This is a genomic window from Paraburkholderia sp. SARCC-3016 (genome assembly GCF_031119615.1).
Classification (GTDB): Bacteria; Pseudomonadota; Gammaproteobacteria; order Burkholderiales; family Burkholderiaceae; genus Paraburkholderia.
The window spans coordinates 1-17948 of the sequence record NZ_JAVHZD010000015.1 but is presented as its reverse complement, the minus strand read 5'-3'; the positions used below and the strand labels follow the sequence as shown (position 1 = coordinate 17948).

Here is a 17948-nt window from a genome sequence, read left to right as displayed (position 1 = left end):
GCGGCTGATGCATGGCTCAGAGAACGCCGCCTTTCAATGGACGACGATCGGCGTCAGGTCCTGGAACCAGCTCTGTGCTTCGACATAGCCGCTCAGATTCGGCGCCAGCGCGCGCGGGTTCAGATCGCTGACGATAAACAGGCGCGCGGCGTCGGCGGCGTACAGCTGATGGATCTGTGTGAGCAGCGCCTGCTGCTGTTGCGCATCGAACGTCGACAGCACGCGCTGGCCGAGCGCATCGATGCGTGCATCGTCAAGGCCTCCCCAGTTGGTGCCGTTCGGGGCTGCGTAGACCTTCTCCACCGCTTTGAGCAGGCTGAGCGGATCCATCACGCCCATCGAGAAGTTGATCGCGTCGTACTTCGGATAGGCCGCCGCGCCTTTGACAAACACGTCGGTCATCGCATTCCAGTCGATCGTGTCGAACACGACCTTGAAGCCGGCCGCATCGAGTTGCGATTTGACCAGCTCGTTCATCGGCAGCGGCTGCATCTGCCCGGACCCAGACGGCGAAATTGCGACGTGGATCTCGCATGGATAGCAGTGCGCGTCCTTCAGCAGGGCGGTTGCCTTCGCCGGATCGGTATGGATGGCGGGCACGTTGCCGTAGGCCGCCTGGCTCGGCACGAGCGCGCCGTAACTCGGCTTCGCGAGGCCGCTCAGCAGCGCGACCATTGCGTCGCGATCGACGGCCAGATTCGCGGCCTCACGCACGCGTGCGTCGCTGAAGGGGCCATGTTGCAGGTTGAACAGATACGGCCACGTATGCGGGTAGACGTTCGTCACCACATGCATGCCGGCCTGCCTCAATTCCGGCAGCATGTCGGGCGACGGCGCCTCGATGAAGTTCACCTCGCCCGACAGCAGCGCGGCCGCCCGCGTGGTCGCTTCGGGCATCGGCAGCAGCACCAGCCGGTCGTGTTTCGGCACGCGCGCCGGGTCCCAGTAAGACGGGTTTTTGACCAGTTCGAGCCGCTGGTGCGGCACCACCCTCGCGAAGCGGTAGGGGCCGCTGCCGGCCGGATGTTGCGAAAAGACTGCATAGTTGTTTTTCGCCGCATCTACCGCGCATTTTGAAATCATCAGCACGTACGGCAGGTTGTACGGGAACAGCGAGTTGACCGTTCTGGTCGTGATGGCGATCGTGTCGTCCGAGACCTTCTCGACCTTGTCGATGTCGCCGGTGCGCGCACGGGCGCGGGCGAAATAAACGGGGCTGAACGCAGGGCTGTTGCGATCCGTCAGGCGCACCAGGTTCCACACCGCGGCATCCGCATTCCATGCGCAACCGTCGTGAAACTTGACGTCGTGACGCAGCTTGAAGATCCAGCGTTTCGGATCGTGTGGATCGACGTGCCACCCGGTTGCGAGGCCGGGCTTGATAGCGACTTCGCGGTCGGCGCGCGACAGATCCCAGTTCACGAGGCCGTCATACAGCGAATAGCCGACGAAGCGATAGCCTTCGAAGCCCTGATCGGGCTGCCCGGCCCAGTCCGGAATATCGGCTGCGGTCATCGCGACGGTCAATACCGATTCTGCGGATGCGGCGGCCATGCCGGCCGCGTATGCCAGCAGCGCCAGCGTTGCCATCGTGGAGGCGCGCAACCAGCGCGTCAGACCCGTCTTGCGACTACGCATAACCGTCAAACCCCCTGGGTTGAGAAGCACGACCGAGTCCTTGGATTCATTTCGAAAAGAAACACAGACGCTGCCGCTCGTTGAATTGACATTTAATATATGATCGTCTGACGATGCAAGCAAGTGGACAAAATAAGGCAAGCACTGTCCGGTATTGGCCGTGAGGTGTTCACGCGTCGCAGTGCGTATCTAAATGACAGCCTATTTTCGTTTTGTAATGGCGGTGTGGCCCGCATGCACACCTATGTCGCGGTGAATGGACAAGGTGTCGGCGGCGGCGGCGAGTGGAGCAAATGCGGTCACTTGTTCATTCGTCCGCGTTGTACAACGGCGGGCAGTTGAACGCGCAGTACGCGTTCGGCAACGCCGGCGAATCCGGGCAGAACAGATGGGCCGGCCAGGTGCAGCATCGCAACGGTCCGTTGAACGCGAACGTCGTGTACCAGCAGATCAGGTTCCACACCGCACCGGGCGACCTCGCGGCGAGCGTACCGGGGCTGTCGACGCAATCGCGGTGCAGGCGGGCGCGACCTGCGAGGTCGGCATGGCATCGTCAAGCTGTGCGGGCAGTATCAGTACGTGTCGAATGCGGTCGCGGGCGGCGGGTACCACAACGACTTCTGGCAGCTCGGTGCGGTGCTCTGCATCGGCCTCGATACCATGCCGATGTCGGACGGCATGCCGAAAAGCGGCGGCCAGCGCGACGAGTTTCGCAATACGTGGTCGGTGGACTACGACTATTACTGCCGGCACGCACGCTCGTGTACAGCAGCCGCGCTGGGCAATCATGCGAGCCATTTTTCGTCGGGTTATGCGGTTGGAGGCGGCATGCGGACGCTGTTCCAAGACCTTTCGGCGGCTCGGCCGAAGCGCGGGCCGTCAGGCATCGATCGATGCGTGGCTACCCCGCGACCGGCCACGCGGGGCGCGTCACCGGGGTCCGGTCACCCGGCATCCGCCGACGTTGCATCGCCGGGCAGCGCACGCCCCGCCAGCTGCTCGCGCAATTGCGACTTGATGCTGTGAATATGCTCGCGCATCAGCTGTTCGGCGCGGTACGGCTCGCGCGCCATGATCGCTTCGAACAGCCGGTGGTGGTCGTCGTGGCTGCGCAGCTTCCAGCGGTATTCGTCCCACAGGATGTTACGGTCCGACGACATCGGCACGTTGTGGCACTGGCGAATCATGTCGTTGATCATGCGGTTGCCGGCGGCCTGGCCGATTGCATCGTGGATGCGCACATTGACGTCGCGAAACAGCGGCTTGTCTTCCGGCAACAGCATGCCTTTCGCGAGCAGCGTGTCGCCGTCGGCGAGCGCCTCGCGATAGATCGCTTCCAGTGGCGGCGTCAGTCCGTGCTCGGCCGCGAAGCGCGCAGCGAGCCCCTCGAGCACGCCGCGTATGTCGATCACTTCGAGCAGCTCGGCGGTAGCGAGGTTGCGCACGCTGTAGCCGCGGTTCGGTGCGTACTCCAGCATGCCCTCGGCCGCCAGCCGATGCAGCGCCGCGCGAATCGGCGTGCGCGACACGTCGAGCATCTTCGCTAGCGGTACTTCCTGCAGCTTCTCGGCGGGCGAGAACACGCCGGCGAGAATCGCTTCCCTGAGTCGATCGGTGACCGACTGCGAGCGCGTGATGCTGGCGGGATCGGCAAGCCGCAGCTGCGTGGGCTGCGCGCTCGTGTCGGCGGCGGGGGGGACTTGCTTGGTCATGGCGGCAGGCCTTCCGAAGTGGATCGGGTGGTCGTATCAATAGGCGGTCTGTTGCCAGATTGTATCCAAAGTGGGGATTTTCCGTGCGCGTCGCAACGAGGCTTTCTATCTGCCGACGTCTGCACCGAAGCGGGCAATCCGCGCACCGATTCGGATGCCGCAATCGCAGGCTGTGCATCAGAACAGCACATCATCCCTTGTTTGTAGGCATTTTATCGATGACCGTCAACCGGGTCGGCGATCGTTGTTTGATCCGATGAAGCCCACGGAGACTGGGCATCGCGCATTCCATGATTGGATACGCCTGCGAATTGGCACGTCTGTTGCTCAGTTATGTATACAAAACGTGAGTTCCACGAGGTCACGCATGCAGGCTGAAGACAACGCGATCGGTACCATCACGGCGAACCTCGACGCTCACTACGAGCCGTTCGGCTGGCACCACTGGCCGGAGCATCCATGGTTCTCGTATCAGTTTCGCCGCGGCCTCGGCGAAACGCAGGAGGGCGGCGGCGCGGTCAGCGAAGCATTGCGAACCGCCGCGCGCATCGTCGCCGGCGACGACGACAGCTGGCACGTCGAGTGGCGTGCCACCGGCGAGCGCAATCTGCAGCGCGCGCAGGCCGAAGAAGCGCTGGGCCACGTGCGCACGTCGATCAACTGCTATCTGCGCGCTGCCAACTACTTCCGCCAGGCGGAGTTCTTCCTGAACCCGGACGATCCGCGCCGCCTCGAGACCTTCACGCTGATGGAAAGATCGAGTCACGGCTTCCTGCGGCAATTGAGTCCGGCAGGCGAAGTGCTCGAGATTCCATACGAAAACGGCAGCACGCTGCCCGCCTATTTCGTGCGCGCGCCGTTTCCGGTCGCGCGCCAGCCGGTGCTGATCTGCATGGGCGGACTCGATTCGATCAAGGACGAGATGTGGTTCATGCAGGCGCATGGCGCGCTGCAACGTGGCATTTCGGTGCTGATGATCGACGGCCCCGGGCAGGGTGGCGCGCTGCGCCGGCAACGCATCGTCAATCGTGCGGATACCGAAGTGCCGATCGGACGCTGCATCGATTACCTCGAAACCCGGGCCGACGTCGATCCGGCCCGCATCGCCGTGTGCGGTTCGAGCCTCGGCGGCTACTACGCGGCGCGCGCGGCCTGTTACGAGCACCGCCTCGCCGCCTGCGTATCGCACGGCGCGATCTGGAGCATCACCGACATGTGGGGCAGCGCCGGCGAAGACCACGGGCTGGCGATGCACATCAAGTGGGTGTTCGGCCGGCCGAGCATGAAGGCAGCCATGGAGAAGGCGCGCGAGTTCACGCTGGAAGGGCATCTGGAGCATATGCGCTGCCCTTATCTGGTGATGCACGGCGGTCACGACGTGCTGACGGTGTCGCAGGCGCGCAAGGTTTACGACTACGGCGTCGCGAAAGGCGTCGACTGCACGTTGCGCCTGCTGGATGAGGAAGAGACGGGCGCCGAGCATTGCCAGCACGACAACCCGACGATCGGCCAGGAACTGCTCGGCGACTGGCTCGCCGATCACCTGGGCATCGATCAGCGCGCGCTGCTGGCGCTATCCCGTAACAACCTGCAATAAGGAACCCTCATGAATTTCGGTGTCGACAAAGTCAGAGCGGCGGTGGTCGCGATCGATCTGCATCGCGGGCATCTGGACATGGAAGTGGCCACCATGCCGGCCGCGCCCGACGTCGCCGCGCGCGTGGTGGCCGCGAACCGACGTCTGTTCGACTGGTGCCGCAGCCAGGCGATTCCGGTCGTGCATCTGGTCACGCATTACCGCGACGTCGAGGAGATCCGGGTGAATGCGTTCTGGCGCACGCGCGCCGAAGATCCGAACAATCCGCGCAAGAACGTGCTGAAGCACAACCTGACCGGCATGCCGGGCTGCACGATCATGCCCGGTCTGCACGACGCAGCGCGCGACTGGGTGGTGGACACCAAGAAGCGCTACAACTGCTTCACCGCCACCGACCTCGATTTCCTGTTGCGCTCGCATGGCATCAACACGCTGATCGTCACCGGCGTCAATACCAACAGCTGTGTGCTGTCGACCGTCACCGCCGCGTGCTCGCTCGACTATGCGGTGCTCGTGCCGAGCGATTGCGTCGACACGATGGACGCGCCCGCGCTGCACGATGCAGCGCTGCTGTGCATTCGCACCGCATTCGGTTTCGTGATGACCTCGGATGAAGTGATGGCGCTTGACGAACTCACAACCTGAGCACCCGCGCGCAACCGACCCCGCGCCCGAGTCTGGTGCCGCACCAGCGGCCGCTCCCCCCAATTGAAGGAACCGCATTCATGTCCATGATTCCGCGTGAAAGAACCGAGTACTCCGCCATCGTCGACCGGCCGCCGCTTACGCTGCCCGGCGACGCAAGGGTGATCGTATGGACCATCGTCAACCTCGAGGTCTGGGACATCGCGAGGCCGATGGCGCGCCAGGTGCTGCCGGCGCCGACCGGCGCCGTGCTGCTGCCCGACGTGCCGAACTGGTCGTGGCACGAATACGGCATGCGGGTGGGCTTCTGGCGCTTCAAGAAGCTGTACGACCTGCTCGGCATCCGCCCGACGCTGTCGATCAACGCGCGTGTGTGCGTCGACTACCCGCGGGTGGCGGCGGCCTGCCGCGACGCGGGCTGGGAGTTTATGGGTCATGCGTTCGAGCAGATGCCGATCCACAAGGTGGAAGACCAGAAGTCGATGATCGAGCGCAGCATGGACGTGCTCGAGAAGTTCGTCGGCAAACGGCCGGTGGGCTGGCTCGGTCCGGGCCTGACGCAGACGCTCGAGACGCCTGACCTACTCGCGGGCGCGGGCGTCAAGTACATCGGCGACTGGGTCTACGACGACGAACCCACCACCATCGCTACCGGCAATGGCCCGCTGGTGACGCTGCCGTACACGATGGAAAACAACGACATCACGATGATGATGGTGCAGCATCACGAAGCGGCGTACTGGACGCAGAAGTGCATCGATACCTTCGATCGCTATTACCAGGAAGGCGCTGAGCGGCCGAAGATCATGGCGATGGCGATCCATCCGTATATCAGCGGGCAGCCGTTCCGTATCGGGTATCTGGAAAAGGTCTACGAGCATATCAACCGGCATGCAGGCGTGCTGCACTGGAACGGCGAGCAGATTCTCGACTGGTATCGCGGCCAGCAGGGCGTCGCCGGCGCCAGGCCGGAAACAAACACCGGAGCCGCGCGCTGATGCTGGCCACCGTCCAGTTGCTCAACGGGCTCACCTTCGCGGCGCTGCTGTTCCTCGTCGCGAGCGGCTTTACGCTGGTGTTCGGGCTGATGCGCATCGTCAATCTCGCGCACGGTGCGATGTATCTGGTCGGCGGCTATACGGCGTATTCGGTCGCCACGGCCACCTCCAGTCTGCTCGCCGGCATCGTCGCGGCGGCGGCGCTGGTGGCGCTGCTCGGCCTCGTCGAGCAGGCGCTGCTGCGGTTCGTGGCCGGGCACGAGCTGCGCCAGGTGCTGCTGACGCTCGGTCTCGGGTTGATCATCAACGATGCGGCGCTGGTGATCTTCGGCGGCGATACGCTGAACGTGCCGATTCCCGAATGGCTGCAGGGCCCGCTGCAGGTCGGCGGTCTTTATTACCCGCGCTATCGGCTGTTCGTGCTCGGCGTCGGTGTGCTGGTGTTCGTGCTGCTGTGGCTGACGGTCAATCGCACGCGCCTCGGTGCGCTGATCCGGGCGGGCGTCGACGATGCCGAGACCGTGCAGGCGATGGGCATCAACATCCGCGTCGTGTTCGTCGCGACCTTCCTGCTCGGCATGGCGCTCGCCGGCATTGCGGGGGCGCTCGGCGGCGCGTTTCTGTCACTGTATCCGACTGCCGATTCGGAAATTCTCGTGTACAGCCTTGCCGTGGTGATCATCGGCGGACGCGGCTCGCTGGTCGGCGCGGCGCTCGGCAGCCTCGCCGTCGCGCTGCTGTCGACCTTCGGACAGGTGTGGTTTCCCGAGCTGTCGTACTTCGTGATTTTCGGGCCGATGGCGCTGCTGCTCGCATTCCGGCCGCATGGCCTGTTCGGACGTACCGCATGAACAACCTTCGGAAGACCTCGCGCAAGGCCGCCGCGACGGCCGCGCTCGCCGCCGTGCTGCTCGCGCTGGTGCCGCTCGTCGCGCCCGGCTATCGCACGGGGCTCGTCACGCAGATGCTGATCTACGCGTTGCTCGCGATGTCGATCGACATCATGGCCGGCTATGCGGGCCGCACGTCGCTGTGTCACGGCGCGATCTTCGGCACCGCCACCTACGTGGTGATGTACGTCGTCACCGTGGCGGGCGGTAACGTATGGTCCGGCTGTGCGCTGGGCGTGGCCGCCGCGATGGCGGTGTCGCTGATCGTCGGCGTGCTTGCGGTGCGCACCAGCGGCGTGTACTTCCTGCTGCTGACGCTCGCGCTCGGCATGGTGGTGTGGGGCGTCTGCGTGCGCTGGACGTCGGTGACCGGCGCGGAGAACGGCTTGCGCGGCAACGTGCGGCCCGACTGGCTGGCGGATCCGTCGCGCTTCTTCTACTTCGTGCTGGTGCTCGCCGGCCTGCTGACGTTCGCGATGTGGCGCTTCGTCGGCTCGCCGTTCGGCATGTCGCTCGCCGGCATCCGCGAGAGCGAGTCGCGCATGCGCAGTCTGGGCTACGACACGAGCCGCCATCTGCTGATCGGCTTTGTGTTTTCCGGTTTCGTGGCCGGGGTCGCGGGCGCCTTGTATGCGCTTTTCAACAGCTTCGTCAGCCCGTCGACAGTCGCTCTGACGCAGTCGGTGATGGGCCTGCTGATGGCGATTCTCGGCGGTATCGGCACGCTTGCCGGCGGCATTGTCGGCTCGGCGCTGATCGTGGTGCTGCAGAACGTGGTCAGTTCGTACACGGAACGCTGGTCGATGGTGCTCGGCCTGCTATTCGTGCTTGTGATGATCTTCGCGCCCGAGGGGCTGCTGGGCAGCCTGCGCAGCCGTTCGGGCAAGCGCGCGGCGCGGCTCGCGCGCGCGGCGGGCAAAGCGGGGCAGGTCTAGAACCATGCCGTCGAAAATATCAGATCGTGGGGAATCAGCAATGGATCGTCGCAGCTTCGTCAAAACTTCGGCTGCCGCATTCGGCGGGCTCATGCTGTCGACGCATGCGCTTGAGGCGCTCGCGCAAGGCACGGGGCCGGTCAAGATCGGCTTGCTGGCGCCGCTGACCGGCGTGGTCGCGGCCGGCGGCAAGGAGATCGTCGAGGGCTTCAACCTTTACTGGACGCAGGTCGGCGGCAAGGTGGCCGGCCGCGAGATTCACGTGCTGGTCGAGGACGACGGCTCGAATCCCGACATCGCGTTGCAGAAAGCCCGCAAGCTGGTCGAACAGCAGGGCGTGGCGTTTCTGATCGGCGACCTGCTCGCCAATACCGGCCTGGCCGTGGCCGAATATGCGAAGAGCAACGGCGTGCCGTACTTCATGCCGGTGGTCGCCGCCGACGACCTGACACAACGCGCCCGCGTGCCCAACGTGCTGCGCGTGGCCGGCTACACGGCAAGCCAGATGTCGCGGCCGCTCGCGGACTGGGCGTATCGCAAGAAGAATCTGCGCAAGGTTGTCACGGTGTCGCAGGATTACACGTTCGGCTACGAGCAGTGCGGCGGCTTTGCACAGGTGTTTACCGGGCTCGGCGGCAAGATTGCCGGGCAGTTCTGGAACCCGCTGAACACGCAGGACTTTAGCCCCTACATCGCGCAGATCCAGAGCGCCGCGCCCGACGCGGTGTTCGCGATGCAAACCGGCGCCGATGCCAATCGCTTTATCCAGCAATGGGCAAGCTTCGGCATGAAGGGCAAGATTCCGTTGATGGGCGCACAGAACTTCACCGACCAGTCGGTGATCCGCACGCTGGGCCCCGAGGTGGACGGCATCGTGTCGTCGGCGCACTTCGCCGAAGGCAATCCGATCCCGGCGACGCAGAAGTTCGTCGACGCGTATCAGGCCGCTTACAGGAAGCTGCCGTCGCTGTACGGCTTCTCGTTCTACTCGGCGGCGATGTGGCTCGCACAGGCGATCCAGGCGGTGAACGGCCAGGTGGAGGACCGGCAGAAGTTTCTCGCCGCGGTGCGCGAGGTCACGCTGACGAACTCGCCGCTGGGCCGCCCGGTGCATCTGGACGCGTACGGCAATCCCGTCTACGACGTCTATATCCGCCAGGTCGAGAAGCGGCCCGGCGGCGGCTACTGGAACGTGCCGCTCGAAACCTATCCGCAGGTTTCGCAGTTCTGGACCTACAAGCCGGACGACTATCTGAAGCAGCCTTCGTATTCGCGGGCTTTCCAGGGCATCAAGAAGGCCTAGTGCCGGCTCTTGGCGAAACAGGCTGGCGATGAACTCCACACTTCTCGAACTTGCTCAGGTCGGCATCCACTTCGGCGCGCTGAAGGCGGTCGACGGCATCGACCTGACCATCGCGCCCGGCGAGCGCTGCGCCATTCTCGGCCCGAACGGCGCCGGCAAGACCACGCTGTTCAACGCGATCACCGGCATGATCCCGGCCTCGTGTGGACGGGTGGCGCTGGCCGGCGCCGATATCACGCGCATGGCGCCGAACCTGCGCGCGGCGCGCGGCATTGCGCGGACTTTTCAGATCACCAACCTGTTCTTCGGGCTTTCGGTGGAAGACAACCTGCTGCTGGCCGCGCGCGGGCTCGGCCGCACGAAATTTTCGTTGTTCGGCGCGGGGCGCGCACGCGATGACGAGCGCCAGCGGGTCGCCGATGCGCTCGACAAGTGCCATCTGCACCAGCGCCGCAGCCAGCTCGTAAAGGAGCTGTCATATGGCGAGCAACGCCAGCTCGAACTGGCGATGTCGCTGACCAGCGCGCCGCGCCTGCTGCTGCTCGACGAGCCGGCGGCAGGTCTGTCGCCCGCCGAGCGCGTCGTGATGGCCGACGTGATTCGCGGCTTGCCGCGGAGCTTGTCGGTGATCCTGATCGAACACGATATCGACCTCGCGCTCGGTCTGGTCGATCGCGTGGTCTGCATGTACCAGGGCAGGGTGCTGGTGGAGGGCACGCCCGCCGAAATCCGGCGCAACCCGCAGGTGCAGGAAATCTATCTGGGGAGGCCGCGACATGCTTGAGATCAGCAATGTCAGCGCTGCATACGGCGAGGCGGCCGTGCTCGACGGCGTCACGATGCAGGTGGCCGAGGGCGAAATCGTCGCGCTGCTCGGCCGCAACGGCATGGGCAAGACCTCGCTGGTGCGCTCGGTGATGGGGCTCGGGTCGCCGCGCGTGACCGCCGGCTCGGTGCGCCTCGACGGCGCCGAACTGCGCGGCCTGCCGTCGCACCAGATCGCGGCGCGCCGGATCGGCTACGTGCCGCAGGGGCGCCGGCTGTTTCCGTCGCTGACCGTGCTCGAACATCTGCAGATGCTCGAGCGCAAACGCACGGGCGCATGGACCGTGCAGCAGGTGCTCGACGCGTTTCCGCGCCTCGGCGAGCGGCGCGCCAATCGCGGCAACCAGTTGTCGGGCGGCGAGCGGCAACTGCTCGCAATCGGCCGCGCGCTGATGACCGGGCCGCGCATCCTGCTGATGGACGAGCCGACCGAAGGGCTCGCGCCGGTCACCGTCGCACAGGTGGAGGAGATTCTCGGCCGCCTGCGCGCGCACGGCCTCGGCATTCTGCTGGTCGAGCAGAACCTGTACAGCGCGCTGTCGCTGGCCGACCGCGTCTACCTGTTCGAGACCGGGCGCGTGGTCTGGCAAGGCAAGCCTGCCGAGCTGCAGGCGAGCGAAGCGACCTTGCACCGCTATCTGGGTATTCATTGACGTTCGCGGCGCGTGCCGCTTCTATCGGAACTCTTTCATGTTTCACACCTGTACCCCGGGCCGCCACGTGCCCGGCTGCCAGCATCAGAAGAACGGCGACGCGACGCTGGCGCGCAGCAAGCGCGGTCGTGCGCTGCGCGTCGACATTCATTGCCACTATCACAACGTTGAGGTGGCCGCCCAGGTCGCGCCGCTAAAGCCGCACGAGAAAGAGCCGGCGATCGTGTTCGCCAATGCGTTGAGCCGGGAGATCAACCAGCGCCAGATGCAGGAGCGCGGCGGCAAGCTGTCCGGTGTCGACGAGCGTCTGCAGGATATGGACCGGATGGGCATCGATATGCAGGCGGTATCGCCGTCGCCGGGACAGTACTACTACTGGGCCGAGCCGGGCCTCGGACGCGACCTGTCGCGCGCGCAGAACGATCGCATCGCGGAGCTCGTCGCACAGTATCCCGACCGTTTCGTCGGACTCGGCACGGTGCCGCTGCAGGACGCGAAGATGGCCACCGCCGAACTGGTGCGTTGTGTGAACCGGCTTGGCATGCGCGGTGTGGAGATCAACACCAACGTCAACGGTATCGATCTGGCCGACCGGCGTCTCGGCCTCGAACGCTTTTTCGCCAAGGCGCAGGAACTCGACGTGGTGCTGTTTATCCATCCGCTCGGCTTCGACCGTGGCGAGCGCATGGTCGACCACTACTTCAACAACGTGATCGGCAATCCGCTCGAATCGACGCTGGCGGTTAGCCATCTGATCTTCGGCGGCGTGCTGGATCGCTATCCGGGCCTGAAGTTCTGCGTCGCGCATGCGGGCGGTTATCTGCCGCACTATCCGGCGCGCATGGACCATGCATGGAAGGCGCGTGCCGATGCGCGCGTGCTGGTGAAGAAGAAACCGTCGTCCTATCTGAAGAAGTTCTATTTCGATACGCTTACGTTCGATACCACGTTGCTCGACAGCATGATCGAACGTTACGGCGCACGCCATGTGCTGCTCGGTACCGACTATCCGTATGATATGGGCGACGACGATCCAGTCGGGCTGGTGCAAAGCGTCACCCGTCTGAGCGACGCGCAGCAGCAGGCGATCATGGGCGGTAACGCTGCGCGCCTGCTGAAGATCAAGACCCGACGGGTACGCACATGACTCTATCTTCGCCACAGGAATTCGAACTGACGGTTAACGGCACGCGTCATCGCGTGCGGGCCGAGCCGTCGACACCGTTGCTATACATCCTGCGTCAGGACCTGCAGTTGAAGGGCGTGCGCTTCGGCTGCGGCGCCGGCCATTGCGGCAGTTGCACGGTGCAGATCGACGGGCGCGCGGTGCAGTCCTGCGATCTGCCGCTCGAGGCGCTCGGCAGCAGCGTGGTGACCACCATCGAAGGCCTCGGCACGGCCGCGACGCCTCATCCGGTGCAGCAGGCGTTCGTCGACGAACAGGCGGCGCAATGTGGGTATTGCATCAACGGCATCATGATGTCGGTGGCGGCGCTGATCGAACACAACCCCGCTCCCGACGATGCCGAACTGCTGCGTGCGCTCGATCGTCATCTGTGCCGCTGCGGTACCCACGTGCGCATTCTGCGCGCGGCGCGGCGCGCGATCGCGGCACTGGCTGCCGCCAGGGAGTCCGCGCGATGAACCTGCCTGTGTTGCATGCCGATCTGTCGACCAATCCGCGTCTGTCGAGCTGGATTCGCGTCGCCGCAGACAACACCATCGAGCTGCTTATCGGCAAGGTCGAGCTCGGCCAGGGCACGGTCACTGCGCTCGCGCAGATGGCCGCCGAGGAACTCTGCGTACCGCTTGCGTCGCTGCGCGTAACGGCCGGCGCGACCGAGCATTGCCCGGACCAGGGCCTGACGGTCGGCAGCGTGTCGGTGCAGATCGGCGGCATGGCGGTGCGCGCAGCATGCGCGGAGGTGCGGCAGCGCTTTATCGCGGCCGCGTCGCTGCGGCTCGACGTGGCTCGCGATGCGGTGCATGTCGCGCAGGGGCGCTTTTCTTGCGATGCGCATCCCGGGCGCGCGCTGACCTACGGCGAGCTGGCAAGCGCCGTCGATCTCGACGCGCCGGCCGACGGCAGCGCGATGCCGCGGCATTGGGCGTCGCGCGAAATCAGCGGCACCAGCGCGGCGCGCCTCGATCTGTCGACCAAACTGTTCGGCGCGGCGTTCGTGCACGACCTCGAGTTGCCCGGCATGTTGCACGGGCGGGTGGTGCGGCCGCCGTCGTACGGCGCGCGGCTCATCGGCTTCGATGCCGGTGCGGTGCGTGCATTGCCCGGTGTCGAACAGGTGCTGGTAGATGGACGCTTTATCGGCGTTTGCGCGCAGCGCGAAGAGCAGGCGGTCAAGGCCGCGCTGGTGGCGCAGCGGCTCGCGCGCTGGGACGGCGAAGCGAACTTGCCCGCGCCCGATGCCGCGCAAAGCTGGCTGCCCGCGCTGCCGTCCCAGCCGAGCACGGTCGAGGCGGCGGCGGAGCCGACCGGCACGCAGTTGCATGCGCGTATCGACGCGCGGTACTCGAAGCCCTTTCTGTCGCACGCGTCGATCGGCCCGGCCTGCGCGCTCGCGCACTGGCAAGCCGTCGCGCCCGAGCGGCCGCACCTGTCGGTGTGGTCGCATACGCAAGGCAGCTTCGCATTGCAGCGCGAACTGGCGGCCACGTTCGGCCTCGCGCCCGATCAGGTCAGCGTGACTCACAAGGACGGTGCCGGTTGCTACGGCCACAACGGCGCGGACGACGTCGCGCTCGACGCCGCCTTGCTGTCGCGCGCGTGCGGCCTGCCGGTGCGCGTGCAATGGAGCCGCGAAGACGAACTGTCGTGGGCATCGTTCGGCTCGGCGATGGTGATGCGCGTCGATGCCGGTCTGGATGCGAACGGCCGTATCGCACACTGGCGCTACGATGTATGGAGTCATACGCATGCGGTGCGGCCGGGCACCGGCAATGGCGCGGCCTTGCTGGCGGCCTGGCATCGCGAACAGCCGGGCGCGCTGCCCGAGCCGCGCGACTTTCCGTTCACACAAGGCGGAGGTGGACAGCGTAACGCGCAGCCGCTGTACAAGATGGCCGGGCGCGAGATCGTCTATCACTTCGTGCCGGCGCGCACGTTGCGTTGCTCGGCGTTGCGCACGCTGGGCGCGTTTGCCAACGTGTTTGCGATCGAATCGGCGATGGACGAGCTCGCGGCACTGGCCGGGATCGACCCGATCGCTTTCCGGATCGCGCATCTCGACGACCCGCGCGCGATCGCCGTGCTCGACACGGTAGCGCGCGAGTCCGGCTGGCACGATGCGAGGCCCGAGGCCAAACGCGCCGACGCAATGCGCGGACGCGGCGTCGGCTTCGCCCAGTACAAGAACAGCGCTGCCTATTGCGCGGTGGTGATCGAAGTGGAGGTTACCGATCGGATCCTGCTCGAACGCGTGACGGTCGCGGTGGATGCCGGTGAGGTCATCAACCCGGACGGCCTGATGAACCAGGTCGAAGGCGGCGTATTGCAGGCTGCAAGCTGGACCTTGAAGGAAGCGGTGCAGTGGGACCAGACGCAGATCACGTCGCGCTCGTGGGACGACTATCCGATCCTGCGTTTCGACGAGGTGCCCGGCGAGTTTGCCGTGCATATCCTGCCGCATCCGGAGCTGCCGCCGCTCGGTGTTGGTGAATGTGCGGCAGGGCCGACCGCGGCAGCGATCGGCAATGCGCTTGCGGATGCACTTGGCCTGCGTGTACGCGATCTGCCGTTGACGCCGGAGCGGCTGCTCGCGGCGTTGCACGAAGCGTGATGCACGCGAGCCGCCGCAATCGTCGAACCACACGTCGCCGGCACCGTGCCGAACCCGAGGCTCACGCCGCTGGAAAGCGCAGCATTTTCTGCAGCAGCGCGGACTGGACGTAAAGTTCGTGCGCTTTGCGGACCTCAATGCGCCGAATCGCGCGCTGGCGGCGAACGCGATCGACTTTGCGTTTGGCGCGCCTGCGGCGGCCGTGTTCAGCGCAGCGGCCGACGGCGTGCCGCTGAAAGTGGTGCTTGCCACGCGGCCTGCCGACGTCGAATTCGTCGCGCTGCAGGCTTCGCCGATCCATTCGCTGGCCGACCTGCGCGGCAAACGCGTCGGCATGTCGCCGGCCGGCAGTTCGGTCGCGGCGATCGCAACCGCGGTGCTGCTAGGCAACGACGGCGTAACGACCGGCGATTTCGCGCTGGTGCCCGGCAACGAGCGGTTGCTCGCGCAGTTTCCGGTGCAGAAGCAGGTCGATGCGGCAGCGTTGCGCTCGGTTACGGTGGCGCAGATCAAGGAACTGAAAGTCAAACGGCTCGGTACGTTCGGCGACGAATGGAAGAAGCTGACGAAGTCCGATGCAACGCCGTATATCGGCGTGAGCGCGATGCGGGCCGATTACCTCGCGCAGCATCAGGGCGACGTCGCGAAACTGATTGCTGGCATGCGCAATACGCGGCAATGGGGCGCATCGCATCGCAGCGACGTCGCGGCGGTCCTGCAGAAAAGAGTGGCACGCTGCCTGCCGATCTGTTCGCAACCGGGCCTTATGTCGCAGCGAAGGCGTTGCGCTGAAGGCGGGTCCGCCGTTGCGACCCCGGACGCCGACGTAGCGCGGCGGCGAAGGTCGATTCGGCCGGCGTCGTAGGCGCGCCATACGAGCGAGGGCTCCCGCAACGGTCGCCGTCATCGTTGCGTCTGCAAGCATTCTGACGGGTAGGTTGCGGGACGATGTACGATACGTGGAAATTCCGGCTCAATTTCTCCCGCTTGTCCCGGCCATGCCTTTTATCAGTGCGCTGTACGTCTATCCGATCAAATCCTGTGCCGGCATCGCGTTGCAAGCGGCCGACGTGGTGTCGCACGGGCTTCGCTGGGATCGTCACTGGATGGCGGTCGACGCCGATGGCCGGTTCGTGTCGCAGCGCGAATATCCGCGCATGGCGACGATTCGCACCGCGCTTGCGGGAGACCGGCTCGAGCTTTCCACGCCAACGCTGCACGACACGTTCGCGTTGCCGTTCGACGCACCGGCGCATGCGCGCACGGTTCGCGTCACCGTGTGGAAAGACAGCTTCCGCGCGCTTGACGAAGGCGATGCCGCCGCGCAATGGTTTTCACGGGCGCTGGCAGCGCCGGTGAGGCTGGTGCGTTTCGACCCTGACCCGGTTCGCCACGCCAGCAGGAAATGGACTGGCGAGATCGAAGCCCCGGTGCAATTCGCCGATGGTTTTCCGCTGCTCGTGACCAACGAGTCCTCTCTCGATGAGATCAACCGCCGTCTTGCCGGTAAAGGCGCAAGCGCGGTGCCGATGGACCGCTTTCGTCCCAACATCGTGCTGGCCGGCGATCTCGACGCCTTCGACGAAGACTATGTCGATACCGTGCTGCTGGACGCGCATGGCGAGCACCAACGTGTGCCGGTCGTGCTGCGTCTGGTCAAACCCTGCGCGCGCTGTCCGATTACGACAGTCGACCAGACGCGCGGCGCACCCGACCCGGCGTGGCCGCACGAACCGCTCGACACGCTGGCCGGATGGCGTGCAGACCCGCGTGTGGACGGCGGGCTCACGTTCGGACAGAACGCAATTGTGATCGCCGGGCAGGGCGGCCAGCTCAGAGTCGGTGACGCAACCCGTTGCGAGTGGCATTTCCCCGGATAGCGACGTGGGCTGATCTGCGATTTCTTTGACGCATGTGAGAAAGATGCCCGCGGGCATCCGCGCCGAATTGAACGGCGTTCAGCCTGTTTCGTGCTGAGATATGCGAGGAGGAAGCGCTGATCCGGGTTCCGTAATTCATCATCGTGGGCGATTATATGTAATTTGACATAAGATAAATTATCAACCAGAAATCGTGTAGTGGCTAAGTTGTAATGTCCGCTTTTAGCCAAGTTCAGATGTCCGCTTTTCGGACCATCGTAAGCTGACCGGCCGCCGGCTAACCGGCACCGGGAGCTTCGATGGCTGCGACAGAACGGATAACCATGACGATGCGCGAGCTGGACAGGTACAAGGTGATTCGGGACGTGGCGGACGGCACGCTCAAGCCGTGGCGTGCCGCGGAACGGCTCGGGCTGACGACGCGGCAGATCCGCAGACTGGTCGGCAGACTGCGTGATCTGGGTGCGCCGGGTCTCGTGTCGGGTCGTCGATCAAAGCCCAGCAACAACCGTCTGGATGCCGTGACGGCCGATCGTGCAATCTCGATCATCCGTGAGCGCTACGCGGATTTCGGGCCGACGCTGGCCTGCGAGAAGCTGTATGAATGTCATGGCATTCGCCTGGCGAAGGAAACGGTGCGTGGGCTCATGACGGCCGCCGGCCTGTGGGTGCCGCGCCGCCAGCGTCCGCCGAAGGTCTACCAGCCGCGAGCGCGGCGCGCGTGCCTGGGCGAACTGGTGCAGATCGATGGCAGCGATCATCGCTGGTTCGAGGAACGCGCACCGGCGTGCACGCTGCTGGTGTACGTGGACGACGCTACGAGCCGCCTGATGACGCTGCACTTCACGGCCACCGAATCGACCTTCAGTTATTTTGAAGCGACGCGCGCGTACATCGAACGCCATGGCAAGCCCGGCGCTTTCTACAGCGACAAGGCGAGCGTCTTTCGCAGTACAACCGCCAGCAAGACTGGCACCAGCGTGACGCACTTTGGCCGGGCAATGTACGAGCTGAACATTGACGCGTTCTGTGCGAACAGCAGCCCGGCCAAGGGGCGCGTCGAGCGTGCTCACCTGAC

Annotated in this window: 16 protein-coding genes; 14 read left to right on the top strand and 2 right to left on the bottom strand. The window is 65.2% G+C overall.

Annotated features, from left to right (window positions below; all coding sequences use genetic code 11):
* Positions 1-33: 33 nt before the first annotated feature.
* Both QYH69_RS16355 and QYH69_RS16350 read right to left on the bottom strand, forming a co-directional pair.
* Positions 34-1638 carry an ABC transporter substrate-binding protein gene (locus tag QYH69_RS16355; protein WP_308832898.1) on the bottom strand — a complete coding sequence of 535 codons (1605 nt, stop codon included), beginning with the start codon at positions 1636-1638 and terminating at the stop codon, positions 34-36.
* A 944-nt stretch (positions 1639-2582) separates the two neighbouring features.
* Positions 2583-3350 carry a GntR family transcriptional regulator gene (locus QYH69_RS16350; protein ID WP_308832897.1) on the bottom strand — a complete coding sequence of 256 codons (768 nt, stop codon included), beginning with the start codon at positions 3348-3350 and terminating at the stop codon, positions 2583-2585.
* 367 nt (positions 3351-3717) lie between these two features.
* Here QYH69_RS16350 and QYH69_RS16345 point away from each other — a divergent pair, with 367 nt between their 5' ends.
* The 14 genes from QYH69_RS16345 to QYH69_RS16280 form a co-directional block, all read left to right on the top strand.
* Positions 3718-4947, top strand: coding sequence for an alpha/beta hydrolase (locus tag QYH69_RS16345; protein WP_308832896.1), 1230 nt, complete (start codon positions 3718-3720; stop codon positions 4945-4947).
* A 9-nt stretch (positions 4948-4956) separates the two neighbouring features.
* Complete coding sequence (locus QYH69_RS16340; protein ID WP_308832895.1) at positions 4957-5592, top strand: isochorismatase family cysteine hydrolase; 636 nt, start codon at positions 4957-4959, stop codon at positions 5590-5592.
* Positions 5593-5672: 80 nt separating this feature from the next.
* Positions 5673-6590, top strand: coding sequence for a polysaccharide deacetylase family protein (locus tag QYH69_RS16335; protein WP_308832894.1), 918 nt, complete (start codon positions 5673-5675; stop codon positions 6588-6590).
* Positions 6590-7441 carry a branched-chain amino acid ABC transporter permease gene (locus QYH69_RS16330; RefSeq protein ID WP_075160558.1) on the top strand — a complete coding sequence of 284 codons (852 nt, stop codon included), beginning with the start codon at positions 6590-6592 and terminating at the stop codon, positions 7439-7441. Before QYH69_RS16335 ends, QYH69_RS16330 begins: the two co-directional genes overlap by 1 nt.
* Positions 7438-8415 carry a branched-chain amino acid ABC transporter permease gene (locus tag QYH69_RS16325; protein ID WP_308832893.1) on the top strand — a complete coding sequence of 326 codons (978 nt, stop codon included), beginning with the start codon at positions 7438-7440 and terminating at the stop codon, positions 8413-8415. Before QYH69_RS16330 ends, QYH69_RS16325 begins: the two co-directional genes overlap by 4 nt.
* A gap of 40 nt (positions 8416-8455) precedes the next feature.
* Complete coding sequence (locus QYH69_RS16320) at positions 8456-9718, top strand: ABC transporter substrate-binding protein (protein WP_308832892.1); 1263 nt, start codon at positions 8456-8458, stop codon at positions 9716-9718.
* 28 nt (positions 9719-9746) lie between these two features.
* Positions 9747-10502 carry an ABC transporter ATP-binding protein gene (locus tag QYH69_RS16315; RefSeq protein WP_308832891.1) on the top strand — a complete coding sequence of 252 codons (756 nt, stop codon included), beginning with the start codon at positions 9747-9749 and terminating at the stop codon, positions 10500-10502.
* Complete coding sequence (locus QYH69_RS16310) at positions 10495-11196, top strand: ABC transporter ATP-binding protein (protein ID WP_308832890.1); 702 nt, start codon at positions 10495-10497, stop codon at positions 11194-11196. Before QYH69_RS16315 ends, QYH69_RS16310 begins: the two co-directional genes overlap by 8 nt.
* A gap of 37 nt (positions 11197-11233) precedes the next feature.
* Positions 11234-12343, top strand: a complete 1110-nt coding sequence (locus QYH69_RS16305) for an amidohydrolase family protein (RefSeq protein ID WP_308832889.1) — start codon at positions 11234-11236, stop codon at positions 12341-12343.
* Positions 12340-12840, top strand: a complete 501-nt coding sequence (locus QYH69_RS16300) for a 2Fe-2S iron-sulfur cluster-binding protein (RefSeq protein ID WP_308832888.1) — start codon at positions 12340-12342, stop codon at positions 12838-12840. The genes QYH69_RS16305 and QYH69_RS16300 overlap by 4 nt, the downstream gene beginning before the upstream one ends.
* On the top strand, positions 12753-14990 hold the full coding sequence (locus QYH69_RS16295) for a molybdopterin cofactor-binding domain-containing protein (protein ID WP_308832887.1): 2238 nt from the start codon (positions 12753-12755) through the stop codon (positions 14988-14990). Before QYH69_RS16300 ends, QYH69_RS16295 begins: the two co-directional genes overlap by 88 nt.
* Before the next feature lie 88 nt (positions 14991-15078).
* Positions 15079-15855 carry an ABC transporter substrate-binding protein gene (locus QYH69_RS16290; RefSeq protein WP_308833034.1) on the top strand — a complete coding sequence of 259 codons (777 nt, stop codon included), beginning with the start codon at positions 15079-15081 and terminating at the stop codon, positions 15853-15855.
* Between the two features lie 133 nt (positions 15856-15988).
* Entirely contained in the window at positions 15989-16870 is an 882-nt protein-coding gene (locus QYH69_RS16285; protein WP_308832886.1) for an MOSC N-terminal beta barrel domain-containing protein, read from the top strand.
* A 299-nt stretch (positions 16871-17169) separates the two neighbouring features.
* Positions 17170-17948 (top strand): ISNCY family transposase (locus QYH69_RS16280; RefSeq protein ID WP_308832885.1); only part of this gene is annotated, 779 nt, incomplete at its 3' end.